General features: G+C 71.2%; 22 protein-coding genes and 1 tRNA gene. 7 read left to right on the top strand and 16 right to left on the bottom strand.

Going from position 1 to position 22,769, the window contains the following annotated elements; all coding sequences use genetic code 11:
- Positions 1 to 36: 36 nt before the first annotated feature.
- The 3 genes from FB391_RS08590 to FB391_RS08580 all read right to left on the bottom strand — a co-directional run bounded on the left by FB391_RS08590 (position 37) and on the right by FB391_RS08580 (position 1,918).
- Positions 37 to 798: a hypothetical protein gene (locus FB391_RS08590; RefSeq protein ID WP_141894024.1), complete on the bottom strand. Its 762-nt coding sequence runs from the start codon at positions 796 to 798 to the stop codon at positions 37 to 39.
- The gene (locus FB391_RS08585; protein WP_141894023.1) at positions 795 to 1,241 is read right to left on the bottom strand and encodes a DUF6114 domain-containing protein; all 447 of its coding nucleotides are present in this window, start codon (positions 1,239 to 1,241) and stop codon (positions 795 to 797) included. Before FB391_RS08585 ends, FB391_RS08590 begins: the two co-directional genes overlap by 4 nt.
- Positions 1,242 to 1,324: 83 nt before the next feature.
- The gene (locus tag FB391_RS08580; RefSeq protein WP_141894022.1) at positions 1,325 to 1,918 is read right to left on the bottom strand and encodes a DUF6230 family protein; all 594 of its coding nucleotides are present in this window, start codon (positions 1,916 to 1,918) and stop codon (positions 1,325 to 1,327) included.
- Positions 1,919 to 2,075: 157 nt separating this feature from the next.
- Here FB391_RS08580 and FB391_RS08575 point away from each other — a divergent pair, with 157 nt between their 5' ends.
- The gene (locus tag FB391_RS08575) at positions 2,076 to 2,714 is read left to right on the top strand and encodes a TetR/AcrR family transcriptional regulator (RefSeq protein ID WP_141894021.1); all 639 of its coding nucleotides are present in this window, start codon (positions 2,076 to 2,078) and stop codon (positions 2,712 to 2,714) included.
- 68 nt (positions 2,715 to 2,782) lie between these two features.
- Here the strand turns inward: FB391_RS08575 and FB391_RS08570 are convergent, their stop codons facing one another.
- Positions 2,783 to 3,418: a 50S ribosomal protein L25/general stress protein Ctc gene (locus FB391_RS08570; protein WP_141894020.1), complete on the bottom strand. Its 636-nt coding sequence runs from the start codon at positions 3,416 to 3,418 to the stop codon at positions 2,783 to 2,785.
- A gap of 266 nt (positions 3,419 to 3,684) precedes the next feature.
- Here FB391_RS08570 and FB391_RS20080 point away from each other — a divergent pair, with 266 nt between their 5' ends.
- Entirely contained in the window at positions 3,685 to 3,807 is a 123-nt protein-coding gene (locus FB391_RS20080) for a hypothetical protein (protein WP_281286420.1), read from the top strand.
- Here the strand turns inward: FB391_RS20080 and FB391_RS08565 are convergent.
- Positions 3,792 to 4,301 (bottom strand): gluconokinase, encoded by a 510-nt coding sequence (locus FB391_RS08565; RefSeq protein WP_246093425.1) that lies wholly within the window; start codon positions 4,299 to 4,301, stop codon positions 3,792 to 3,794. The two genes, FB391_RS20080 and FB391_RS08565, sit on opposite strands and share 16 nt — an antisense overlap.
- Positions 4,302 to 4,546: 245 nt before the next feature.
- Between FB391_RS08565 and gndA the strand changes: the two genes are divergently transcribed.
- Positions 4,547 to 6,037: an NADP-dependent phosphogluconate dehydrogenase gene (gndA, locus tag FB391_RS08560; RefSeq protein WP_281286429.1), complete on the top strand. Its 1,491-nt coding sequence runs from the start codon at positions 4,547 to 4,549 to the stop codon at positions 6,035 to 6,037.
- Between the two features lie 67 nt (positions 6,038 to 6,104).
- Here the strand turns inward: gndA and FB391_RS08555 are convergent, their stop codons facing one another.
- Positions 6,105 to 7,421: an FAD-binding oxidoreductase gene (locus FB391_RS08555; protein WP_141894019.1), complete on the bottom strand. Its 1,317-nt coding sequence runs from the start codon at positions 7,419 to 7,421 to the stop codon at positions 6,105 to 6,107.
- A gap of 110 nt (positions 7,422 to 7,531) precedes the next feature.
- Between FB391_RS08555 and FB391_RS08550 the strand changes: the two genes are divergently transcribed.
- Entirely contained in the window at positions 7,532 to 8,521 is a 990-nt protein-coding gene (locus tag FB391_RS08550) for an SDR family oxidoreductase (protein WP_141894018.1), read from the top strand.
- A 21-nt stretch (positions 8,522 to 8,542) separates the two neighbouring features.
- Here the strand turns inward: FB391_RS08550 and FB391_RS08545 are convergent, their stop codons facing one another.
- Positions 8,543 to 9,268, bottom strand: a complete 726-nt coding sequence (locus tag FB391_RS08545) for an ABC transporter ATP-binding protein (RefSeq protein WP_141894692.1) — start codon at positions 9,266 to 9,268, stop codon at positions 8,543 to 8,545.
- 72 nt (positions 9,269 to 9,340) lie between these two features.
- On the bottom strand, positions 9,341 to 10,816 hold the full coding sequence (locus tag FB391_RS08540) for an ABC transporter permease (RefSeq protein WP_141894017.1): 1,476 nt from the start codon (positions 10,814 to 10,816) through the stop codon (positions 9,341 to 9,343).
- A gap of 200 nt (positions 10,817 to 11,016) precedes the next feature.
- On the opposite strand from FB391_RS08540, the gene FB391_RS08535 reads away from it, so the two are divergent.
- Entirely contained in the window at positions 11,017 to 11,745 is a 729-nt protein-coding gene (locus tag FB391_RS08535) for a response regulator transcription factor (protein ID WP_141894016.1), read from the top strand.
- Complete coding sequence (locus FB391_RS08530) at positions 11,742 to 13,283, top strand: sensor histidine kinase (RefSeq protein ID WP_246093424.1); 1,542 nt, start codon at positions 11,742 to 11,744, stop codon at positions 13,281 to 13,283. The genes FB391_RS08535 and FB391_RS08530 overlap by 4 nt, the downstream gene beginning before the upstream one ends.
- Here the strand turns inward: FB391_RS08530 and FB391_RS08525 are convergent.
- The 8 genes from FB391_RS08525 to FB391_RS08490 form a co-directional block, all read right to left on the bottom strand.
- Positions 13,270 to 14,832 (bottom strand): FAD-dependent oxidoreductase, encoded by a 1,563-nt coding sequence (locus FB391_RS08525; RefSeq protein WP_141894015.1) that lies wholly within the window; start codon positions 14,830 to 14,832, stop codon positions 13,270 to 13,272. The genes FB391_RS08530 and FB391_RS08525 overlap by 14 nt on opposite strands.
- Positions 14,833 to 14,836: 4 nt before the next feature.
- Complete coding sequence (locus FB391_RS08520) at positions 14,837 to 15,391, bottom strand: MOSC domain-containing protein (RefSeq protein ID WP_246093423.1); 555 nt, start codon at positions 15,389 to 15,391, stop codon at positions 14,837 to 14,839.
- Positions 15,388 to 16,287, bottom strand: a complete 900-nt coding sequence (locus tag FB391_RS08515) for an FAD:protein FMN transferase (protein WP_141894013.1) — start codon at positions 16,285 to 16,287, stop codon at positions 15,388 to 15,390. Before FB391_RS08515 ends, FB391_RS08520 begins: the two co-directional genes overlap by 4 nt.
- 2 nt (positions 16,288 to 16,289) lie before the next feature.
- A complete protein-coding gene (locus FB391_RS08510; RefSeq protein WP_141894012.1) occupies positions 16,290 to 16,766 on the bottom strand; it encodes an FMN-binding protein in 477 nt (158 codons plus the stop codon).
- A 68-nt stretch (positions 16,767 to 16,834) separates the two neighbouring features.
- The gene (locus FB391_RS08505) at positions 16,835 to 19,591 is read right to left on the bottom strand and encodes an HAD-IC family P-type ATPase (RefSeq protein ID WP_141894011.1); all 2,757 of its coding nucleotides are present in this window, start codon (positions 19,589 to 19,591) and stop codon (positions 16,835 to 16,837) included.
- 49 nt (positions 19,592 to 19,640) lie between these two features.
- Positions 19,641 to 20,675, bottom strand: coding sequence for a ribose-phosphate diphosphokinase (locus FB391_RS08500; protein ID WP_141894010.1), 1,035 nt, complete (start codon positions 20,673 to 20,675; stop codon positions 19,641 to 19,643).
- Entirely contained in the window at positions 20,650 to 22,110 is a 1,461-nt protein-coding gene (gene glmU / locus FB391_RS08495; RefSeq protein WP_141894009.1) for a bifunctional UDP-N-acetylglucosamine diphosphorylase/glucosamine-1-phosphate N-acetyltransferase GlmU, read from the bottom strand. Before glmU ends, FB391_RS08500 begins: the two co-directional genes overlap by 26 nt.
- A 1-nt stretch (position 22,111) precedes the next feature.
- Positions 22,112 to 22,183 (bottom strand) — tRNA-Gln (locus tag FB391_RS08490).
- Positions 22,184 to 22,262: 79 nt separating this feature from the next.
- Between FB391_RS08490 and FB391_RS08485 the strand changes: the two genes are divergently transcribed.
- On the top strand, positions 22,263 to 22,769 hold the full coding sequence (locus FB391_RS08485) for a MarR family winged helix-turn-helix transcriptional regulator (RefSeq protein ID WP_141894008.1): 507 nt from the start codon (positions 22,263 to 22,265) through the stop codon (positions 22,767 to 22,769).

Below are 22,769 nucleotides of genomic sequence, written 5' to 3'. Positions count from 1 at the left end.
GCCGGAGTGGCCGCGAGCCCCCACGAGCGTACCCGCTCAGAACGTGGCCTGATGCGAGTCGTCGTAGGCGATGCCGTCGGCGAGCATGCCGCGCAGGGGCAGGGTCAGGCGCGTCAGCGAGGCGAGCTCGTCGGCGGTCGGGGTCGTCAGCGTGTCGATCAGTCGTTCCGTCCCGTCGGCGAGGATGCCGCGGATCGACGGCGTGTAGACGACCACGTGTCCCTCGATCGTGAGCGTCGTCGCGGTGTTGCGCAGGCCCCCGTCGCCGGCGGGCACGTCGAGCCGGAAGCCCTGGACGACGATGCGGTCGGCGCTCAGCCGGATCGCCCGCTCCATGGTGCCGTCCGCCAGCCGCACGCTCACGATCGCGATCCCGCTGAGCCCTTCGATCGACAGCCCGTCGCCCGAGAGCGTGGCAGGGTCTCCGGTGAACACCGGCGCGCCCTCGTCGAGCGGCGCCAGCGGCAGCCCCTCCGGCTCGGCCGGCGCTTCGTCGCCCTCCGGCGGGGTCGATGCCTCTCCCCCGGGGTCTTCACGGGGCTCTTGGGTGGGGGACGTCTCGGTGCCCGGCGTGAGCGTCGGCGTCGGCGTCGGGGTGTCCACCGGATCCGCGCCAGGCGCCGGGACCGCGCAGTCGCTCAGGCCGAAGAGCGGCCCGAGCGGGTTCGGGATGAGGCATCCCGCCTCCGCCCCCGCGCGCGTCACCGGAACGGCGGACGCTGCCTGACCCGTGCCCGCCACCAGCAGCAGCACCAGGACTGCCGCGGCGGCAGACCGCACCGTGGTCGCCCGCCTCACGCGTGCCCCTCCGCGGCGGGTGCGGCATCCACGTCCTCGGCCGCCGCGGCGCGGCGGGGCGCCCACGAGACGACCATGACACCGCCGACGCAGCCGAGGACGAAGCCCACGAAGAAGCCGCCGAGGTTGACCGCGACGAGCGAGTAGACGGAGCCGACGAGGACGATCACGCCGTAGAAGATGCGGTGCGCGGGCATCACGACGGCGAGGATGCCCGCCAGCGCGATGACGATCGGCAGGATCGTGGCCTGCATGCCCTCGATGCCGACGTGCACGCGGATGTTGCCGAGGTCGAGCTGTGTCGACAGCAGCATCGCGAGGGCGCCGAGGACGGCGATGCCGCCGCCGATGACCGGTCGAGACCGGAACCAGGTCGCCGCTCGACCGGGAGCCGCTTCGTCGCGGTCCGGACTGTCGGGGGTGTGCGGATCGGTGGGGTGCATCCGGGACTCCTTCGTCGTCGTGCGGGGTGCGGGGCGGGCAGCCGGTGCCCGCCCCGCGGGTCAACGCCCTCGCGGGCGCCGGGTCAGAAGCACTCCTGGCCGTTGGTGAGCTGCAGGTGCAGGCCGTTGAGCGTGAAGACGCCGGCCTGCGTGCTCCAGGCCGTCTGCTTGAGGCCCGTGATCTTGATGGTGTCGGCGTCCTGGGCGAACCCGCCGGCCTCGCCCTTGGCCGGCGTGTTGACGGTGGACGCGTCGACGCCGATGCGGATCTTGCCGAACGTGGCGTCGCCTTGAAGGTCTGTGAGGCCGATCTGCAGGTCGGTCGCCGTGGCCGGGTTGCCGCCGCCGCCCGCCGAGATGAGGAGACCGACCTTGCCGAGCGGCGTGTCGGTCACGACGGACTGGCAGAGGTCGGACAGCGAGGCGGTGCCGATGTTCGAGATCGCGACCGGGTGGGGTGTGCCGTTCTTCTCCGCAGCGACGCCCGCGTACTGCGAGAACGCCGTGCCGTCCAGCGAGGCCGCCGCGATCTTGAACTGACTCCCCGAGACCGCGAACGAGACCGGCACCGCGCCGTTGGCGACGCCGGTCATGACGAGGCTCGCGGCGATGCCGACCGGGACCGCCGCGATGACGACCCGGCCGAGGCGGGTGCCCTTGAGCGAAGGGAACTTCATAGATCCTCCTTGATGCAGTGAAGTCGGCGGCGATGCACCGCCACGGCGACATTACGGACCTTGTTGACTATCCGTCAATAGCTATTCACTCGGAGTCAATAACGATCGCGTCTCCGCGGTGCGACGGGCGCCGGGGGTGCGCAGCTAGTCTCGGAGCATGGCAGCGAGCGTCGAGGAGTCGCCCGCCGTGCGACGCGCACGGCTGTCGCCCGAGGAGCGCCGCGCTCAGCTGATCGCGCTCGGCGTCGCCGCCCTCGCCGAGCACCCTCTCGGCGAGTTGAACATCGAGATCCTCGCCGCGGATGCCGGCGTGTCGCGCGCCCTGCTCTTCCACTACTTCGGGTCTCGCCAGGGATTCCAGCGCGAGGTCGTCCGGACCGCCGGCGACAGCATGCTCCAGGCGACCGAGCCCGACCCGGGCCTTGCCCCTCTCCCCCGGCTGACCGACACGCTGCGCCGCACCGTCGGGTTCGTGCGCGCACACGCGGGGACCTTCTCCTCCCTCGTCCGCGGCCCCGCCAGCGGCGACCCGCAGATCCGCGCCGTCGTCGAGCAGGCCCGCCTGCTGCAGACCGAGCGCGTCGTCTCGCTGTTCCGCGAGCTCGGCGCCGAGCCGTCGCCGCGCCTGCTCATCGGCCTGCGGGGATGGCTGGCCTTCACGGAGCAGGCGCTCGTCGACGCCGCGATCGGCGAGCAGCTCACCGACGACCAGCTCGTCGATCTGCTCCAGGATTCGCTCCACGGCATCGCCGAGCGGCTCGAGCCCGCGGCATCCCGCGTCCTCTTCGGCGCGTGAGCGGCCGCGCCCGGACACGACGAAGGCCCGCCGCGACCGGACGGTCGTGACGGGCCTTCGTGACGGGATTACTCCGCGGCGGGCTCTTCGGCGGCCTCGGACTGCTCGGCGGCAGCCTCCGCGTCGGCCTCGGCGATCTCGTCCTCGGCGGCGATGGTCGCGGCCGGGACCGAGATGGCGACGATCAGCAGCTCGGCGTCCGCCACCAGGGTGGAGCCCTTGGGCAGCTTCAGGTCGCCGGCGGTGATGTGCGCGCCCTCCTCGAGGCCTTCCACGTCGACCTCGATGTGCTCGGGGATGTGCGTGGCCTCGGCCTGGACGGTGACAGTGGCGTTGTCGAGGTTGGCAATGGTGCCGGCGAACGGCTCACCCACGACGACGATCGGGACCTCGATCTCGACCTTCTCGCCCTTCTTCACGACGAGGAGGTCGATGTGCTCGATGATCTGGTGCACCGGGTCCTTCTGGACATCCTTGACCAGCGTCAGCTGCGACTTGCCGTCGAGGTCGAGCTCGAGCACGGCGTTGGCGCGACGGATGAGCAGCGACACCTGGTGGCCGGGAAGAGCGACGTGCACCGGGTCGGTGCCGTGGCCGTAGATGACCGCGGGGATCTTGCCGGCGGCGCGGAGGCGGCGGGCGTAGCCCTTGCCGAAGTTCTCGCGGAACTCGGCCGCGACCTTGTTGTCGGTCTCAGTCGACATGTCTTCTCCTTGCGGGGCGCATGGCCCCTTATCTGCTGGCCTGCGCGGAGCGGGCCCGGGTATGAGGGCGGCAGTTCTGCCTTTTCGACTCGAACGCGCGCGCGTGAGGAAAGCCCCAGGGGCCGGCTCCACCGCGTCGATCACGGATGCCGCATCCCACCGCGAACGGCGGGCGCGAGGCATCCCTCGCCGAAGTTCGACACGAGTCTACCAGCGCCCCCGCTACGATGAAGAACGCACCTGCTTCCCCGCCCACGGAGGACCCCATGGAATACGGCTTCTGGTCTCACGCCCTGCTCTGGCTGATCGGCGCGATGGCCCTGGTCGGCGCCGTCGGGACGGTCCTCGCGTTCTGGGGCCTCGGCCGGGACGCCTACCGCAAGGACTGACGCGCGCTGAGGGCCGCGCGGATCCGGTCCACCACCTCGGCGGGCTCCGCGTCGTTCACCACAGCGGCACCCGCCTCGTCGTCCCCGAGGTGCTCGAGCGCATCCAGCTGCGAGTCCAGCAGCGAGGACGGCATGAAGTGCTCACGCGTCGTCATGCGCCGCGCCAGCTCGCCTCGGTCCACACGCAGCTCGACGAACCACGCATCCGGTGAGATCGCCCGGATCCGGTCGCGGTAGCGGCGGGCCAGCGCGGAACACGCGATCACCGCGCCGTCGGCGTGCCGGCGCAGCTCCGCCGCGACGACATCGAGCCACGGCATCCGATCGTCGTCGTCCAGCGGCGTACCGGCCGCCATCTTCGCGACGTTCTGCGCCGGGTGAAGGTCGTCGGCGTCCACGAACGGCAGGCCGAGCAGCTGTGCAAGCTCCGCGCCGATGACGCTCTTGCCCGACCCTGCGGGGCCCATCACCACGATGCGGGGTGCCGTCTTCACGCGCCCACGCTACCCGAGGCGCGCTCACAACCGTCCGCGTCACGGCGTGACCGGCCGGCCATACGGTGTAACACGCATCAGCAAGACTCTAGGCTGGATGAAGTCCCACGATCTCAGGAGCAAGCGTGTCCTCGAATGACTCCTCGCCCGTCGGCGAGCAGGCCCAGACGAATATCTCGACCGACCAGGACCAGGCGCCGGACGAGGCGACGACAGCCCACGAGTCGGCACCGGCACCCGAGGATGTGCCCCGCCCGGCTCCGGCTGCGGAGGGCCCCGAGGGCACTGCCGCGGCGACGACCGCCAACATCGGCGTCGTGGGTCTCGCGGTGATGGGATCCAACCTCGCGCGCAACCTCGCCTCGCGTGAGGGCAACACGGTCGCGGTGTTCAACCGCAGCCGTGCCAAGACCGACGAACTGGTCGCCGAGCACCCCGAAGCGGGCTTCGTCCCCGCGTTCTCGTACGACGAGTTCGCCGCGTCGCTGCACAAGCCCCGCACCGCCGTCATCATGGTCAAGGCCGGCGCGCCCACCGATGCGGTCATCGACTCGCTGCTCGAGGTGTTCGAGCCGGGCGACATCATCGTCGACGGCGGCAACGCGCTGTTCACCGACACCATCCGCCGCGAGAAGGCCGTCCGCGAGACCGGCGTCAACTTCGTCGGCATGGGCGTCTCGGGCGGCGAGGAGGGCGCGCTGCTCGGCCCGTCCCTCATGCCCGGCGGCTCGGACGAGTCGTGGGTGACCCTCGGCCCGATCCTCCGCTCCATCGCCGCCGTCGCCGAGGGCGAGCCGTGCGTCACGCACGTCGGCCACGACGGAGCCGGCCACTTCGTGAAGATGGTGCACAACGGCATCGAGTACGCCGACATGCAGCTGATCGCCGAGGCGTACGACCTGATCCGCCGCGGCACCGGCAAGACCCCCGCCGAGATCGCCGACGTCTTCGCCGAGTGGAACCGCGGCGAGCTCGAGTCGTACCTCATCGAGATCACCGCCGAGGTGCTGCGCCAGGTGGATGCCGAGACCGGCAAGCCGCTCGTCGACGTGATCCTCGACCAGGCCGGCGCCAAGGGCACCGGCGCGTGGACCGTGCAGACGGCGCTCTCGCTCGGCGTGCCCGTCTCGGGTATCGCCGAGGCGACCTTCGCCCGCTCGCTGTCGTCGCACCTCGAGCAGCGCGAGATCTCGCGCGATCTGCCGGGCCCGAACGAAGGCTTCACCGCCGACGACGCCGACGCCTTCATCGAGCAGGTGCGCCTCGCGCTCTACGCATCGAAGATCGTGGCGTACTCGCAGGGCTTCGACGAGATCCGCGCCGGCGCGGCCGAGTACGGCTGGAACATCGACCTGGGAAAGATCGCGTCGATCTGGCGCGGCGGCTGCATCATCCGCGCGCGCTTCCTCAACCGCATCACCGACGCGTACGCCGAGACGCCCGACCTGCCCGTGCTGCTCACGGCGCCGTTCTTCGTCGACGTGTTCACCCGCGCACAGGACGCCTGGCGCGAGGTCGTCGCGACCTCCGCGAAGGTCGGCATCCCCGCTCCCGCGTTCTCGTCGTCGCTCGCGTACTACGACGGCCTGCGCGCCGAGCGCCTTCCCGCCGCCCTCATCCAGGGGCAGCGCGACTTCTTCGGCGCACACACCTACAAGCGGGTCGACAAGCCGGGCACGTTCCACACGCTGTGGTCGGCCGACCGCACCGAGATCGAGGCGGAAGACACCCACTGACGCCCACGTCGCACGCCTGAGGGCGGGTTCCCCACGGGAACCCGCCCTCAGGCTTTGCGTGTGTCGGTCAGGGCTGCACGTTGTGGTTGCGGCAGAAGATGTTCGCCGGGTCCCACTCGCGCTTGACGGCCGCCAGGCGCGCCATCGTGGCCGGCGGATACATGCGCGCCGCGACGGTCGCATCGGCGGACGCGATGAAGTTGCCGTAGACCCCGGCCCCCTTCGCCTCGATCGCGGCCCACGCCTGCACCGCGGCCTCGCGCGCGTCGGCGTCGAGCATGCCGGGCACGTCGAAGGCACCGGCCATCGCGAACCACGTCGCGTGCCGCGCCGGAAACGGCGTGGCATCCTGCGCCACGTCGCCGTACGCGCCTCCGAGCGAGCGCAGCAGCACGACCGATGCGGGGTTCTGCGCACGGAAGCCGACGAGCCGGTCGATCACGTCGTCGTCGAGCACCGGAAGCAGCGTGTTGCCTCCGACGAAGCCGGGCATCGGGTGTTCGGGATCGAACTCCGGCGCCTCCATGAGCACATCGGGGTAGTCCTGCGCGCCGAACTCGCGCTCGGTCACGCCGGGGGCGCCGGCGAGCGGCGCGAGTGCGGCGCGGGCGGCGGCCCCGTCGGTGCCGGCCCAGACGGCGGTGATCGACGCGCCCGCCGGCGCGTTCGGGTCCATCGCCGGGACGTCCATGTACGTCACGGTGAGCTCGCGCGGCGCGGTGGCGAGCAGGTCGCGCAGCACCCGCAGGATCGGGCGCGCGTCGCCCTGGACGCCGTACACGCCCACCACCACTCCCGCCAGCGCGTGCGCCTCGAAGTCGAACCGCGTGACCACCCCGAAGTTGCCGCCGCCGCCGCGCAGGGCCCACATCAGCTCGGGATGAGACGCCTCGGAGACCTCGACGACCTCGCCGCCGGCGGTCACGAGCTCGGCACCGACGAGCTGGTCGGCCGCCAGGCCCCACGCGCGCACCATCCAGCCGATGCCGCCCCCCAGGGTGAGCCCGCCGACCCCGACCGAGGCGGTGTCTCCGGAGCTCAGGCCGAGGCCGTGCGCGGCGAGCTCATGCGCCACGGCGCCCCATTGCGCGCCGCCCCCGACGTGGACGCGGGTGCCGGCGACGGAGATGTCGTCGAGGGCGGAGATGTCGAGCGTGAGACCGCCCGGCACCCCTCCCCATGCGCTGTGACCGCCGCCGCGGATCATGACCTCGAGCCGCTCGGCGGCGGCGTAGCGCAGGGCGCCGCGCACATCGTCGACGCTGTCGGCGCGGATGACGGCGGCGGGCTCCCCGATGCCGGAGTGGAATCTGCGGGCGGACTCCCAGTCGGGGTCGCCCGGACGGATGACGGCAGTGCTGACGTTCGACTCGTCGATGCTCATGGGGGACACAGTAGGACCGTGCGCCGACATCGCTCCAGCGTGTTCGCTGACCGCGAGCCGGGGAATGCCGCCGTGGCCCGGTGTCGGCCGCGGCGGCTAGGCTCGCCAGCGTGACGAGCATCCTCTACATCGGCGGTACCGGGACCATCAGCGCGGCGTGCGTCCGCCGCTCCGTCGCCCTCGGGCATGAGGTCACGGTCCTCAATCGCGGGAGCGCCCGCCGGCCCCTCCCGCCCGAGGTGCGGGTCGTGCAGGCCGACATCCGCGACGCCGCCGTCGTGCGTGCGGCGCTGGGCGACCGGCGGTTCGACGTGGTCGCCGAGTTCCTGGCGTTCACCCCCGAGCACATCGCGACCGATCTCGACCTGTTCGAGGGCCGCACCGGCCAGTACGTGTTCATCAGCTCGGCGTCGGCGTACGAGAAGCCGCCGCGGCGCCTGCCGGTGACCGAGTCCACGCCGCTGCGCAACCCGTTCTGGCGGTACTCGCGCGACAAGATCGCGTGCGAGGACCTGCTCGTGGCCGCGCACCGCGACCGCGGACTGCCGGTGACGATCATCCGCCCCTCGCACACGTACGACGAGCGGATGCTGCCGACGCTGGGCCACTGGACCGACATCGCCCGGATGCGCGAGGGTCGGCCGGTCATCGTCCACGGCGACGGCACGAGCCTGTGGACCATCACGCACAGCGACGACTTCGCGGTCGCCTTCACGGGGCTGCTCGCCAATCCCGCCGCCATCGGCGAGGCGTTCACCATCACCGGCACGCACGCGCCGACGTGGAACCAGATCTACGGGTGGCTGGCCGACGCGGCGGGTGTGGCATCCCCTGATCTCGTCCACGTGGCCTCCGACACGATCGCGGCGTTCGCGCCCGATCTCGGGCCGACGCTCATCGGCGACAAGGCCCACTCGATGGTGTTCGACGTGTCGAAGGTGCAGCAGCTGGTGCCCGAGTTCCGCACCACGGTTACGTTCGACGAGGGTGCGCGACGCATCCTCGCGTATTACGACGCGCACCCCGAGTCGCAGCACATCGACGAAGACCGCGATGCGCTGTTCGATCGCATCGCGGCCTTCGCCCGCTCGGCCGGCTGAGCGCCCGGCCCGTCCGCCTGCTCAGCGCGTGATGTCGCGCACCGTGCCCTTGTCCAGCCGCAGGCGACGACGGGCGCGGCGGGCGACCGCCGAGTCGTGCGTCACGACGATGAGCGTGAGCCCCTCGTCGTTGAGCTTCTGCAGCACCGAGAGGATCTCGTCGCGCATGCTCTCGTCGAGGTTGCCGGTGGGCTCGTCGGCGAGCAGCACGCGGGGACGCTTGACGATCGCCCGGGCGATGGCGACGCGCTGCTGCTGACCGCCGGAGAGTTCACCGGGACGGTGATCGCCGCGCTCCGCGAGGCCGACGTGCGCGAGAGCCTCGGTGACCCGCGCCGTGCGCTCGGCCTTCGTCAGGCCGAGGGGCTCCAGCGCCATGTCGACGTTCTCGTGCGCGGTCAGGGTGGGAATGAGGTTGAACCCCTGGAACACGAACCCGATCTCGTGGGCGCGGATCCGGCCGAGCTTCCGGTTGTTCGCCGTCGCGATGTCGAGATCGCCCAGGTGGACCGCCCCGGTCGTCGGCCGGTCGAGCGCGCCGAGCAGCTGCAGCAGCGTCGATTTGCCGCCGCCGGTCGGTCCCTGGATGGTGACGAAGTCCCCCGCCTCGATCTCGAGGTCGACGCCGGCGAGCGCCTTCACGACGCGGCCCTTCTGGGTGTACGTGCGGGTGACGCCTTCGAGGCGGTAGAGCGCCTCCGGCGCGGCGTCGGGAGCCGGAGCCGGCTCGGCGTCGATCATGGTCATGGCGTGGTCTCCCGGTTCTGGAGTGGGTGAAGTGGATGCCGCCTCGCGGCGCGTCAGGTCGGTCATGGCCGCTCAGCCGACCGATCGCAGGGCTTCGGCGGGACTGAGCCGGGCGGCGCGCCAGCCGCCGAATGCGCCGGCGACGAGTCCGCCCAGGACCGCGATGCCGACAGCGGCGACGACCACCCAGACCGTGACCGGTGCCTGCAGCACGATGTCGGTGGTGGTCTGCTGGACGGCGCCCATGAAGCCGCCTCCCCCGCCCGGACCGCCCATCTGCGGGCCGCCGTCGCCGAACGACTCGGACGAGGGCGCCGCCGAGATCGTCGGCGAGATGAGGTTGATCGCCAGGATGCCGGCGAAGCCGATCACGAGGCCGACGACGCCGCCGATGAGCCCCTGCACGACGGACTCGCCTGCCACCTGGCCGACGACGCGGCCGTTGGACCAGCCGATGGCCTTGAGCGTGCCGAACTCACGGGTGCGTCGCGAGACGCCCGAGATCGTGAAGAGGACGGCCAGCACGAGCGCGACCGCCAGCACGATGAGCGACAGCCAGGTGCCGAGGTTCGTGATGAGCGAGGTCGCGCTGGAGAGCGAGCCCGAGACGGTCGAGGCGAGGTCGGACTGCGAGCTCACGGTCGCGTCGGGCAGCGCGGCCTGGAGGGCCGTCTGCACCGACGAGATCGCGTCGGCGGATTCCGCCTGCACGTACACCGTCGAGATCACGTCTCCGGCACCCGAGAGCTCCTGGGCGACGTCGAGCGGGATGTAGACGTTCGCGGCGGTGTCGGCCTCGTCCGAGGTCGACCCGACCAGTCCGACGACGGTGAAGTCCTGGCCGCCGATGTTGACGGTGTCGCCGACGGCGAGTTCCGCGGTCGTGGCGTAGGTGGCGTCGAGCACGGCGCTGTACGCTCCCGCGTCGGCGGCCTCCAGGCCGCGCCCGTCCGTGACCTCGACGGCCGACAGCGGGCCCACGGCGTCGGCGGACGGGTCGATGCCCAGCACGGTGAACGAGTCGACGCCGAACGATCCGCCGCCGAAGCCGCCACCACCGCCGTTCTGCTGCTGCGTCGGCGGCTGGACGTCCGTGGACGACCCGTCACCGCCGTCGGCGGGCCGCTGCGGCAGCTCCCCCGAGAAGGTCATGTTGGTGAGGCTGAGCGCAGCGGATGCCGCGGAGACGCCGTCGACCGCTGTGACGGTGTCGAGCGTCGACGCGTCGAGGGTCGCGCGCATCGGCTCGGTCACCAGACGCGACTGGTTCAGTTCGGTGGTGCCGTCGTCCGAGGTCTCGCCGCCGTCCTGTCCGAACTCGAAACGGGGCCCGCCACCCTGCCCCGGCTCGGCCTGGGCACCCGACACCGTGAGGTCGGTGCCGACGCCGTACACGGACTCGAGCGCCTTCGCCTGTGCGGCGCTGACCCCTGCGGCCAGGGAATTCACGATCATCACGAGTGCGATCGCGATCGCGAGGCCGGCGGCCACGATGATCGTCTGCTTCTTGCGGCCGGCGAGCTCCCGCCGCAGATAGGTCATATACATTGCTGTCTTCGGGTCTCCTCCCGGCGGGCAGGATGCCGGCCGTCGTGAGGACGCTACGGAGAGCACTCATGCGCGTCACCAGCGGCAGCTATGAGGAACGTATGAGCTCCGGCATCCCTCGTCGTCCGACGGTGCAGGTTCACAGCAGGCCCATAGCGCGCTCCATAGCAACCGCATAGGAAGGCGTTCACAATGGACGCATGACCAGCCCCGCGCCCACCCTCCTGCGTCCCGACGGCTCCAACCTCCGCGTGCTCGTGGTGGACGACGAGCAGATGCTCACCGACCTGCTGTCGATGGCGCTGCGGATGGAGGGCTGGGACGTGAAGACGGCGGGCTCGGGATTCGAGGCGCTGCAGACCGCGCGCGAGTTCGCCCCCGACGCGATGGTGCTCGACATCATGATGCCGGACCTCGACGGCATGGCGGTGCTGCAGCGTCTGCGGCAGTCGGGCGACGATGTGCCGGTGCTGTTCCTCACCGCGAAGGATGCCGTGACCGACCGCGTGGCGGGGCTCACTGCCGGCGGCGACGACTATGTGACGAAGCCGTTCAGCCTCGAAGAGGTCGTGGCGCGGCTGCGCGGGCTCATGCGCCGTGCCGGCACCGCGCATGCGGCGGGTGCCGAGCCGATCCTGCGTGTCGCCGACCTCAGCCTCAACGAGGACAGCCACGAGGTGGAGCGCGCCGGCACCGAGATCGAGCTCACCGCGACCGAGTTCGAGCTGCTCCGCTACCTCATGCGCAACCAGCGTCGCGTCGTCTCGAAGGCGCAGATCCTCGACCGGGTCTGGAACTACGACTTCGGCGGCCGCTCCAGCGTGGTCGAGCTGTACATCTCGTACCTGCGCAAGAAGATCGACGCGGGGCACGAGCCGCTGATCCACACGGTCCGCGGCGTCGGGTACATGATCAAGGCGCCGCAGTGACGACAGACACCCACGAACAGATCGATGCGAAGCCGGCCGCCCCGGCGAAGCCCGCGAAGAAGGCGCGTGTCCGCAGGCCGTGGACGTTGCAGCGCAAGCTCATCGCGACCGTCGTGTCGATCACGTCGTTCATCCTCGTGCTGGTGGCCGTGGCGACGAGCGCGATCCTCGCGGGTGTGCTCGAGCAGCAGCTGAACGAGAACGTCCAGTCCGCCGCGCGCCGCGCCGCCGTCATGCTCTCGGCGCCGGGGGTCAGCGGCATGACCGCCGAGCAGGTGCTGACCGAGCAGCCGCAGCTGCCGGGCTTCTTCCTCGCGATCGACGTGCCGCCGAACGACGCGAACGCGGCCGTCACGACCTCCGACGGCGTCGTCGCCCTCGACGACGCGCAGATGACGCAGATCAGCAGCAGCCTCCGCGGACAGCACGGGCAGCTCGTCGTGACGATCGACGGTCTGGGGACGTACCGCGTCGAACCGCTCTCGTCCGGCGGGTCGGTCGTCGCCCTCGTCGGCCTCTCGCGCGACGACGTCGCTGCGACCATGACGCGCATGCTCACGACCATCGTGCTGCTGACCGTCGGCGGCCTGATCCTGCTGTCCGTGGCGACCGCGTGGACCATCCGCGCGGGGCTGGCACCGCTGCGCGCCGTCGCCGACACGGCCGCGCGCGTGTCCAACCTCAAGCTCGACCAGGGCGACGTGACCATTGCCGAGCGCGTACCCGATGCGCAGGCCGACCCGCGCACCGAGGTGGGTCGCGTGGGCTCCGCGCTCAACAGCCTGCTCGATCACGTCGACGAATCCCTCACGGCCCGGCAGCGCAACGAGGAGCGGATGCGGGCCTTCGTCGCCGACGCGAGTCACGAGCTGCGCACGCCGCTCGCCTCGATCCGCGGATACTCCGAGCTGTCGCTCAAGGCGCTCGGCCGCGACCACGCCGCCACGACCATCGACACCACCGAGGCGTCGCTGGAGCGCATCCAGGCGCAGTCGCTGCGGATGACCTCGCTCGTGGAGGACCTGCTGCTGCTCGCGCGGCTCGACGAGGGCCAGGAACTCGTCTACGGCAGCGTCGACCTCACCCGCCTGGCGATCGACGCGGTCGGCGACGTCCGCACGACCGGCCCGGACCACGAGTGGGTGCTCGACCTCGGCGATGAGCCGGTGACGATCGCCGGCGACATGGGACGCATGCAGCAGGTCGTCACGAACCTGCTCGCGAACGCCCGCACCCACACGCCCGCAGGCACCGTCGTGACCGTGCGCGTGGCGCGCGACGCGGGCGACGCCGTCCTCACCGTCCACGACGACGGACCGGGCATCGACCCCGCGATCAAGGACGAGCTGTTCGAGCGCTTCGCCCGTGGCGACCGGTCACGCGCGCGCCACACCGGCGGCACCGGTCTCGGGCTCTCGATCGCGCGGGCCATCGTCGACGCGCACGGCGGCAGCATCCAGGTGCGCAGCGCCCCCGGCGACACGACGTTCGAGGTCCGGTTGCCGACGCGGCCCGCCGACGAGGTCAGTAGCCGCTGAAGGCGTCGGTCGTGATCGAGCGGGCGCGCTCCAGCGCGGGCGCGAGATCGGCGATCAGCGCCGCGGGACCCGAGATGTAGGCATGGCGTGACCCGATGTCGGGCACGACGCGCATCAGGCCGTCCGCGTCGAGCCGCACGCCCTGGGCCCACTCCCAGTGCCGCGGAAGGTCTGCCGGCCGATCACGCGTGAATACGACGACCCGAGCCCCCGAGGCCTCGATCTCGTCGCGATAGGCCAGTTCCGAGGCATCCGACGCGACGTACACCAGCACGATGTCACGGTCGGCCGCCGACGCCGTCGCCTGCCGCAGCTGCGACACGAAGGGCGTCACGCCGATGCCCGCCGCGACCATGAGGACCGGGGCCGCATCGCGCTTGGGCAGAAGGAAGTCGCCCCACACGCCGGTGATCGCGAGGGCGTCGCCGGGCTTCACCTGCGCGAGCGCCTGCTTGTACGAGCTCAGCGCCTTCGCGCTCTTGCCCTCCTTGAACGCGACCTTCAGCAGCGGCAGGTCGGCGGGCGCCGAGGCGATGCTGAACTCCCGCCGGGTGCCGCGCGCGTCCGGGTGACGGTGCGGCACCTCCAGTTCGAGGTACTGGCCGGGGAGGAAGGCGAGCCGGTCGTGCACGCGGAACGTGAGCTCCTGCACCGTGGGCGTCGGCTCCGCGCGCGACACCAGGGTGAGACGCACGGCGGTGCGCACGGCGAATGCGAAGGCGACGAGGTTGCCGATCAGCAGGGCGCGCTCCTGGCCGAGCGTGATGTCGCCGACCGGGATGGGCCAGCCGGCGAGCACGCCGACGACCGCGGCCACCGTGAACTGCTGCCACCGGCGCGGCGGAAGCGTCAGCGGCTCGGAGAGCATGAAGGCGCCGAGGAACAGGAACGGCGAACTGAACAGCGCGATCGACAGCAGCTGCCATGTGTCGACGAGGGATCCGGACGCCGTCAGCAGCGCGGCCGTGCGCAGCACGAACACGGCCACGGCGATCACGAGGAACACGGCGATCACGCGCACCTTCTCGGTGCGCACGAGCACCGCGAGGCCGAGGAGGACCACCGGAGCGGCCAGCGCGGGTGTGCCGACCCACCACGACGGCGCGCCCAGCGCGGGCCACGCGAGGCTCAGCAGCGTCAGCACGGTGGCGCCCACGGCCGCCGGGTTGAAGATGTGACGCCCGCGCCACGCCAGCACGTACTTCGAGAGCGACGCGACGGCCGCGGCGATGGCGATGCCGGCCAGGCCCGCGACCTCGAGCGTGGGTCCGAGCACGAACAGCAGGATGTGCGCCGTGATGAGCGAGGACTCCAGGCGCCAGGGAAGGTTCAGGACACGCTGGGCGGCGGCATCCACCGCCACGCAGACGGCCGCCAGCACCACCAGCGTCACGACGAGCTGCAGCGGATCGGGGCCGACCAGGCCGAAGAACGACAGCAGGAGTGCCACCACGGCGAGCGCCGCGAGGGCGAAGTACACGAGCCGGTACATCGAGAGGCGGCCGAGCACCGCGAAGACGCGGTTCCAGAGCGCAGTCAGAGTTCCCATCGCGTCACACCGGCTGCAGAGGCTCGTGGCGGCCCGCCGGCGGGATGACGCGGATGCCGTCGCCCGCGCGCACCGTGCCGCCGGCGAGGACCACCGACATGACGCCCGCGAGGCGCACGGTCTCGCCGGCGTCGTCGACGTACACGAGCTCCTTCATGAGCCCGTCAGAGGCGCCGTTGATCTGCGCGCAGGGGTTGCGCAGGCCGGTGATCTCGATCACCGCCTCGTCGCCGATCTCCAGCCGCGTCCCTCGTGCGAGACCCAGCAGATCCACACCCGCGGTCGTGATGTTCTCGCCGAGCGCACCCGGCGTGACGACGTGGCCGCGTGCGGCCATGTCGTCGAAGAGCTCGGCGTGCATCAGGTGGACCTGCCGCAGATTGGGCGCCCCGGGGTCGCGCTTCACGCGAGACAGGTGCTGGACGGTGACGCCGGCGTGAGCATCGCCTTCGACGCCGAGCCCGGCGATCAGGGTGATGGTGTCACGCGTCGGCTTGCTGAAGCGATGCGCGTCGTCGCGGGAGACCGCGACGACGTGTCCGGAGAGAGACTCGGTCACGATTCCACGGTATCTGCTCCGAGGAAGAGGTCGGCGCGGCACCCGGGAGACCACTCGACGGCGCCGTCGGTCGTCATGCGCACCCATTCGACGCCCCACTCGTGGGCCAGGCGCGGTCCCCCGTCGAAGAACAGCGCGGTCGCGACGGCGTCCGCCGTCATCGCGTCACCCGCGACCGCCCACGTCGCCGCGTAGGCGCGCACCGGCTGACCGGTACGCGCGTCGAGCACGTGGTGCAGGGTGGTGCCCGTCGCCGACGGCCACGCACGCCGGTTGGTCGCGGATGCGCACAGTGCGGCATCCGTCACCTCCCAGACCCCGATCGCGCGGCGCGGGTCGAAGGGGTGCTCCAGGCCGATGCGCCGACCGTGTCCGCGCACCGCGAGGTCGCCGCTCGCGTCGACGACGACATCGCCGGGGACGGAGGCCGCCACGACGGCCAGCACGAGGTCGACGAGGCGTCCCTTGCCGAGCGCGCCGACGTCGATCGTCGCCGGCTCCGTGAGCGCGAGGACGCCGTCCTGCCACGTCAGCCTTGCGCTCCAGTCGGCAGGCGCCGGCTGAGCCCCGCGGTCGCGCAGCGACGAGGCGGCGTCATAGCCGAGGGCATCGAGGGATGCCCCGACCAGCGGGTTCACGGCGCCCCGGGTGGCTGCCGAGAGCGCCGACAGCGCGTCGAGCATCGGCGCGGCGTCAGGCGGCGCGGGAAGCGCCCCGCCCCGGCGGGCGAGCGCGCTGACGGCGGAGTCGGACCGGAAGCGGGACCAGGTGCGGTCGAACTCGTCGACGGTCGCGGTGACGGCCGCGCGGAGCGGGGCCGGCAGCTCCTCGTCGGTGACGATCTCCCACGTCGTGCCGATGGCCTCGAAGCGCCACGATGCGGGCGCCCCGGCCATGCTCAGCCCGCCGCCTCGGACTTGATCGTCTCGATGGCGTCGTTGAACCCGCCGCTGGTGAGCGACGAGCCGGCGACGCGGCTCACCTGGAGGTCGTCGATGTCCTGCCCGACGACCACCGCGGCGATCCCGCCGATGAACTTGCCCTGATACTCCTCGGACTCCCGCTTCTGCGGGTTGCCGGTGACCTCGACGTCGGTGACGATGTCGTCCTTCAATGTGACGGTGACCGAGATGGTCTCCACCGATTCGGGCGTCGGGTACGAGCCTTCTGCCGTGTACGTGCCGTCGGCGTACGTGCCGGTGCCCGTGCTCGCCGAGCTGTCGCCCGTCGAGTCGTCGGTCGAGGAGGAGCCCGTGGACGGCTCCTCCGCCTCCGACGCGGTCGGCGCGCAGCCGGCCAGCAGAGCGATGCCGGCCGCCGCGGTGAGGGCGGCGCCGGCGCGGACGGGACGTGTGGCGAGTGCGGTGCGGATCATGACGGTCCTCCTGGCTCGTAGTCAGCGGGCGCAGATGTATGCGCCCGCAAGCATCCTCCCAACCCGTCCTATGAAGTGCCTTTGAGTGACCGCGTGTGACGCGATGACCGCGTCCGCCGCGCCTTGAGCGCCTCGACCGCGAGGAAGATCGCGATCGACAGGCCGATGGGAAGGATCCAGGATGCCGCCGGCAGTGGCCGCGACTCGAACAGCAGGTTCATGAACGGCACGTACGTGTAGACCACCTGCAGGACGACCAGTGCGAGCGCCGACCACCACACCGCGCGGTTGCCGCGCAGCACGTCGAGCGTGAGGCTCGAACGCGACAGGAACCGGCAGTTGAACAGGTACGCCAGCTGCCCGAACGCGAGCATCAGCACGGCCTCGGTGCGTGCGAACTCCACGTCGACGCCTGTCGCCGCGACACCGTAGAAGACGCCCATCGTCGCGCCGCCGATGAGGAGCGACACGACGATCACGAACCCGAGCTCGCCGCGATCGATGATGGGGCCGCCGCTCGCACGGGGCGGGCGCTGCATGATCCCGCGTTCGGCGGGCTCGTAGGCGAGCGCGAGCGACAGCGTCACCGCCGTCACCATGTTGACCCACAGCACCTGCACGCTGGTCACCGGCAGCGCGAGGCCGAACACCACCGCGATCAGGATCACGAGGGACTGCGCGCCGTTGGTGGGCAGCAGGAAGACGATCGACTTGCGCAGGTTGTCGTAGATGCGGCGGCCCTCGGCGATCGCGCTGCGGATCGTCGCGAAGTTGTCGTCCGCGAGCACGAACTCGGCGGCCTCCTTGGTCGCCTCGGTGCCCTTGATGCCCATGGCGATGCCGACGTCCGCCCGCGTCAGGGCCGGTGCGTCGTTGACGCCGTCGCCGGTCATGGCGACGACCTCTCCGTGCGACTGCAGCGCGCGCACGATGCGGATCTTGTGCTCGGGGCTCGTGCGCGCGTACACGTCAACGTCGCGGACCACCTCCCGCAGCTGCTCCTGGCTGAGCGCCTCGAGCTCCGCGCCCGTGAGCACGTCCGCGTCCGGGCCGGCGAGCCCCATCTCATGCGCGATCGCGAGCGCCGTGCCGGCGTGGTCGCCGGTGATCATCTTGACGCTGATGCCGGCCGCATGGCAGTCGGCGATGGCCTCGATCGCCTCGGGCCGCGGCGGGTCGACGATGCCCCACAGCCCGAGGAACTCCAGGTCGACGAGGTCGTCGAGCGCGAACTCGTCGGTGGTCGCGCGCACCGGCTTGCGGGCGGCCGCGAGCACCCGAAGCCCCTGGGAGCTGAGCTCATCGAGCGCCTTCTCCCAGAACGCGAGGTCGAGCGACTCGGAGCCGTGCGCGCCGCGCTGCGTGAGGGAACGTTCCAGCAGCCGGTCGGGCGCGCCCTTCACGAGGATCGCGCGCGAGACCTCCCCCTCGCCGCCCCCGGTCCGAGCCGCCTCGTTGAGCGTCGCCATGAGCTTGTGCGCCGAGTCGAACGGGATCACCGCGACACGGCGCCCGCCGGCGGAGCCCACGCCGCCCTTCATCGCGGCGACCTTGAGGGCCCCCTCGGTCGGCTCGCCCACGAGCGACCAGGTGCCGTCGTCGCCCTGCACGATGTGCGCGTCGTTGCACAGCGTCGCCACCGACAGGATGGCGGCGAGATCCCCCGAGCCGGCGGCATCGTCCGCGACGCCGACGGCGCGGATGCCGCCCTCGGGCGAGTAGCCCAGACCCGTCACGTCGTACTCGCCGACCGGTGTGACGATCCGCCGCACCGTCATCTCGTTCTTCGTCAGCGTGCCCGTCTTGTCGGAGCACACCGTCGTGACCGAGCCGAGCGCCTCGACCGCCGGGAGTTTGCGCGTGATCGCGTTGTGGCGGGCCATCTGCTGCACGCCGATCGCCAGCGTGATCGTGACGAGCGCCGGCAGCCCCTCGGGGATCGCCGCGACGGCGAAGCCGATGGCCGCCGAGATCAGCTCGTCGAACGGCATCCCGTGCAGGAAGCGGCCGATCATCAGCATGATGGCCGCCATGCCCAGGATGACCACCGTCAGGATGCGGCCGAAGCCGTCGAGCTGACGCGTCAGCGGTGTGGCGAGCGATCCGGCTTCGTCCGAGAGCGCCTGGATGCGGCCGATCTCGGTCGCGACGCCCGTCGCAGTGACCACGCCCTGCCCCTGGCCGGCGCTCACGATCGTGCCCGAGAACGCCATGGAACCGCGATCGCCCACGCCCGCGTCGACCGGCACAGGGTCGGTGGACTTCGACGAGGGCACCGACTCCCCCGTCAGCGCCGCCTCATCGATCCGCAGCCGGAACGCCTGCACGAGCCGCAGGTCGGCGGGCACCTTGTCGCCGGGCATGAGGCGCACCAGGTCACCGGGCACGAGATCGACCGCCGGCACCGTGACCCATCCGCCGTCGCGTTTGACCGTGGCATCGGCCGACAGCATCCCCCGGATCCCGGCGAGTGCCTTCTCAGCGCGTCCCTCCTGGATGAATCCGATGACCGCATTGATGATCGCGACCGCCATGATGACCCAGAAGTCGAGCCAGTCGCCCATGAGCGCCTTGATGACCGCGGCGCCCAGCAGGATGTAGATCAGGGTGTCGTTGAAGTGCACCAGGAACCGCACGACAGCGGGCTTGCGCTCGGGCTCGGGCAGCCGGTTGGGGCCTGCGAGCTGCAGACGCTCCTCGGCCGCCTCGGCGCCCAGTCCCCCGCCGCCGGTCTGCAGGTGGGTCAGTACGTCGGCCGTGGTCAGCGCCCACGGGCGCGGCACAGTCAGGCGGGCCTCTGTGAGCGGTGCGGGGGTCTGCGACATCGATGCTCCATCCGTCTGCCGCCCCCTACGGCCGTGATCCGCTGCGGGGTCAGGCGGCCCCGTCGAACATGCTGGTGACGGAGCCGTCCTCGAACACCTCGTGGATCGCTCGCGCGAGCAAGGGGGCGATAGGCAGAATCGTAAGCGTCGAGAACCGCTTCTCGTCGGGGATCGGCACCGTGTCGGTGACGACGACCTCGTCGATGGCGGGGCTCTGCAGCCGCGTGGCCGCAGGATCGCTGAAGATGGCGTGGGTCGCGGCGACGATGACCTTGACGGCGCCGTTCGCCTTGAGCGCCTCGGCGGCCTTCACGATGGTGCCGCCGGTGTCGATCATGTCGTCGACCAGAAGGCACACGCGGCCGTCGACCGCACCGACGATCTCGTTGACGGTGACCTGGTTGGCGACGTTCGGGTCGCGGCGCTTGTGGATGATCGCCAGCGGGGCGCCCAGGCTGTCCGACCACTGGTCGGCGACGCGCACGCGGCCGGTGTCGGGCGACACGACGGTGAGGCGCTCGCGGTCCTCGGCGCTCAGCGTGTTCTCGAAGTACTCCAGCAGCACGGGCTTCGCGAACAGGTGGTCGACGGGCCCGTCGAAGAAGCCCTGGATCTGCGCGGCGTGCAGGTCGACGCTCATGACGCGGTCGGCGCCGGCCGTCTTGAACAGGTCGGCGACGAGGCGCGCGCTGATCGGCTCGCGGCCGCGGCCCTTCTTGTCCTGCCGGGAGTAGGGGAAGTACGGCGCGACGACGGTGATGCGCTTGGCCGACGCGCGCTTGGCGGCGTCGAGCATGATGAGCGTCTCCATCATCCACTCGTTGACCGGCGGACCGAAGCTCTGGATGAGGAACAGATCGCACCCGCGGATCGAGACCTCGAAGCGCGTCAGGATCTCGCCGGACGCGAACGTGCGGTACTCGGTGGGGACGAGCTCGGTGCTCAGCTGCTCGGCGACCTGCGTCGCGAGCTCGGGGTGCGAGCTGCCGCGTGCGACGACGAGGCGCTTCTTCGTCTTCGCGACGAGTCCGGGGGCGATGTCATTCGCCCGGTCGAGTTCAACGGTCTTCTTCTTGCGCGCCATCGTCCGCCTTCTGTGCGCTGCGGGCCTGGGCTGCGACGTCCGCCGCCCCGGTACCCGGTCTGTTCTTCTCGACCCACCCCTCGACGTTGCGCTGAGGGGCGACGCTGAGAGCGAGGGCGCCGGCGGGAACATCCTTGCGGATGACCGCCCCTGCCCCGGTCTTCGCGCCGTCTCCGATCCTAACGGGCGCCACGAAGACGTTGTGCGACCCGGAGTGCACCTCGTCGCCGATCTCGGTGCGGTGCTTCGTCAGGTCGTCGTAGTTCGCGGTGATCGCACCGGCGCCGAGATTGACGTGACGGCCGATCGTCGTGTCGCCGATGTACGACAGGTGGGGCACCTTGCTGCCCTCGCCGATCGTCGAGTTCTTCGTCTCGACGAAGGTGCCGATCTTGCCCTTCTCGCCGAGCTCCGTCCCCGGACGCAGGTAGGCGAAGGGCCCGACCGTCGCTTTCGCCCCGATGATGGCGAACGTCGCGTCGGTGCGGGTGACGGTGGCGTCCTCGCCGACCTCGCAGCCGACCAGGCTCGTGTCGGGACCGACGATCGCGCCGGCGCCGATCGTCGTGGCGCGCAGGATGTGCGTGTTGGGCAGCACCGTGACGTCGGGAGCGAGCGTCGCATCGACGTCGATCCAGGTCGTGGCCGGGTCGATGACCGTCACGCCTTCGAGCTGCCAGTGGCGCACCGTGCGGGCGTTGAGCAGACGGCCGACCTCGGCGAGCTGAACGCGGTCGTTCACGCCGAAGGTGACGGTGACGTCGTCGACGACGGATGCCGCCACCCGGCCGCCCTCCTGCCGCACCAGTCCCGCGACATCCGTGAGGTACTTCTCGGCCTGCGCGTTGTCGGTGCCGATCGCGGGCAGGTGGGTGCGCAGCGTGTCGGCGCGGAACACGTACATGCCGGCGTTGATCTCGCGGATGGCGCGCTCGGCGTCATCGGCGTCCTTCTGCTCGACGATGCGCGCGACGTCGCCGTCGGCGTCGCGGACGATGCGGCCGTAGCCGTTCGCGTCGTCGACGACGGCCGTCATGAGCGTCACGGCGGCGTCGGCGGCGCGGTGGGCGGCGACGAACGACGCGAGCGTGTCGGCATCCACGAGGGGGCAGTCGCCCGACAGCACCAGGACGTCGCCGTCGAACCCTGCGAGCTGGTCGAGCGCGAGCTCGACGGCGCGGCCGGTGCCGGGGATCTCGTCCTGGTCGACGACGGCGGCATCGGGCGCGAGGTCCGCGATCGCCGTCGCGACCAGCTCGCGCTCGTGGCGCACGACGACGAGCGTGCGCTCGGGCGTCAGCACGGCTGCCGCGCGCAGCACGTGCCCGACGAGCGGCTGACCGCCGATGCGGTGCAGCACCTTCGGGATCGAGGACTTCATGCGTGTCCCCTGCCCGGCGGCGAGGACGATGACGGCGAGTGCGGTGTCGGTCATGCTCCGCCGCCAGGATTCGAACCTGAACCTCACAGCTCCAAAGGCTGTCGTGCTGCCGTTACACCACGGCGGAACGCGGCGTCCGGTCGCCCGGACCCGCCCGTCAAGTCTGCCAGACGCGACGCGGGGCCCTCCGTCGCGATAATGGACGGATGACGGCGCAGAGTGACGAGGTCGACCGCATCGTCGAGGCATGGATCACCCAGCGCCCCGACCTCGACTTCTCGCCGCTCGGCGTGCTGTCGCGCGTGGACCGGCTCTCGCGCCACCTCGACCGCGCACGGCGCGACGCGTTCCGTCGCAGCGACCTCGAACCGTGGGAGTGGGATGTGCTGTCGGCCCTCCGCCGCGCGGGCGATCCCTTCCAGCTGAGCCCCAAGCAGCTGCTGCAGCAGACACTCGTCTCCAGCGGCACGATGACCAACCGCATCGACCGTCTCGTCGGGCGCCGCCTGGTACGGCGCGAGGCCGATCCCGCCGACGGGCGGAGCGTGCTGGTGACCCTGACCGACGAGGGCAGGATCCGGGTGGATGCCGCGATCACGCGTCTCGTGGATGCCGAGGCCGTGCTGCTCGAGTCGCTCTCGCGCGCCGACCGCGACCGCCTCGCCGCGCTGCTGCGCAAGCTGAGCCTCGGGTTCGACGTCGCCGGCGCCTGA

The organism is Microbacterium kyungheense (assembly GCF_006783905.1).
Classification (GTDB): domain Bacteria; phylum Actinomycetota; class Actinomycetes; order Actinomycetales; family Microbacteriaceae; genus Microbacterium; species Microbacterium kyungheense.
This window is presented reverse-complemented; position numbering and strand designations above follow the sequence as displayed.

What these genes read in the sequence shown, in the direction of transcription:
- FB391_RS08575 (WP_141894021.1), top strand. Translation starts at nt 2,076, where the DNA reads ATGGCAGCGAGCGTCGAGGAGTCGCCCGCCGTGCGACGCGCACGGCTG.
- FB391_RS20080 (WP_281286420.1), top strand. Translation starts at nt 3,685, where the DNA reads ATGGAATACGGCTTCTGGTCTCACGCCCTGCTCTGGCTGATCGGCGCG.
- FB391_RS08585 (WP_141894023.1), bottom strand. Translation starts at nt 1,241, where the DNA reads ATGCACCCCACCGATCCGCACACCCCCGACAGTCCGGACCGCGACGAA.
- FB391_RS08500 (WP_141894010.1), bottom strand. Translation starts at nt 20,675, where the DNA reads ATGGCGCGCAAGAAGAAGACCGTTGAACTCGACCGGGCGAATGACATC.
- FB391_RS08505 (WP_141894011.1), bottom strand. Translation starts at nt 19,591, where the DNA reads ATGTCGCAGACCCCCGCACCGCTCACAGAGGCCCGCCTGACTGTGCCG.
- FB391_RS08580 (WP_141894022.1), bottom strand. Translation starts at nt 1,918, where the DNA reads ATGAAGTTCCCTTCGCTCAAGGGCACCCGCCTCGGCCGGGTCGTCATC.
- FB391_RS08525 (WP_141894015.1), bottom strand. Translation starts at nt 14,832, where the DNA reads ATGGGAACTCTGACTGCGCTCTGGAACCGCGTCTTCGCGGTGCTCGGC.
- FB391_RS08515 (WP_141894013.1), bottom strand. Translation starts at nt 16,287, where the DNA reads ATGGCCGGGGCGCCCGCATCGTGGCGCTTCGAGGCCATCGGCACGACG.
- FB391_RS08485 (WP_141894008.1), top strand. Translation starts at nt 22,263, where the DNA reads ATGACGGCGCAGAGTGACGAGGTCGACCGCATCGTCGAGGCATGGATC.
- FB391_RS08545 (WP_141894692.1), bottom strand. Translation starts at nt 9,268, where the DNA reads ATGACCATGATCGACGCCGAGCCGGCTCCGGCTCCCGACGCCGCGCCG.
- FB391_RS08570 (WP_141894020.1), bottom strand. Translation starts at nt 3,418, where the DNA reads ATGTCGACTGAGACCGACAACAAGGTCGCGGCCGAGTTCCGCGAGAAC.
- FB391_RS08540 (WP_141894017.1), bottom strand. Translation starts at nt 10,816, where the DNA reads ATGTATATGACCTATCTGCGGCGGGAGCTCGCCGGCCGCAAGAAGCAG.
- FB391_RS08510 (WP_141894012.1), bottom strand. Translation starts at nt 16,766, where the DNA reads ATGATCCGCACCGCACTCGCCACACGTCCCGTCCGCGCCGGCGCCGCC.
- FB391_RS08555 (WP_141894019.1), bottom strand. Translation starts at nt 7,421, where the DNA reads ATGAGCATCGACGAGTCGAACGTCAGCACTGCCGTCATCCGTCCGGGC.
- glmU (WP_141894009.1), bottom strand. Translation starts at nt 22,110, where the DNA reads ATGACCGACACCGCACTCGCCGTCATCGTCCTCGCCGCCGGGCAGGGG.
- FB391_RS08535 (WP_141894016.1), top strand. Translation starts at nt 11,017, where the DNA reads ATGACCAGCCCCGCGCCCACCCTCCTGCGTCCCGACGGCTCCAACCTC.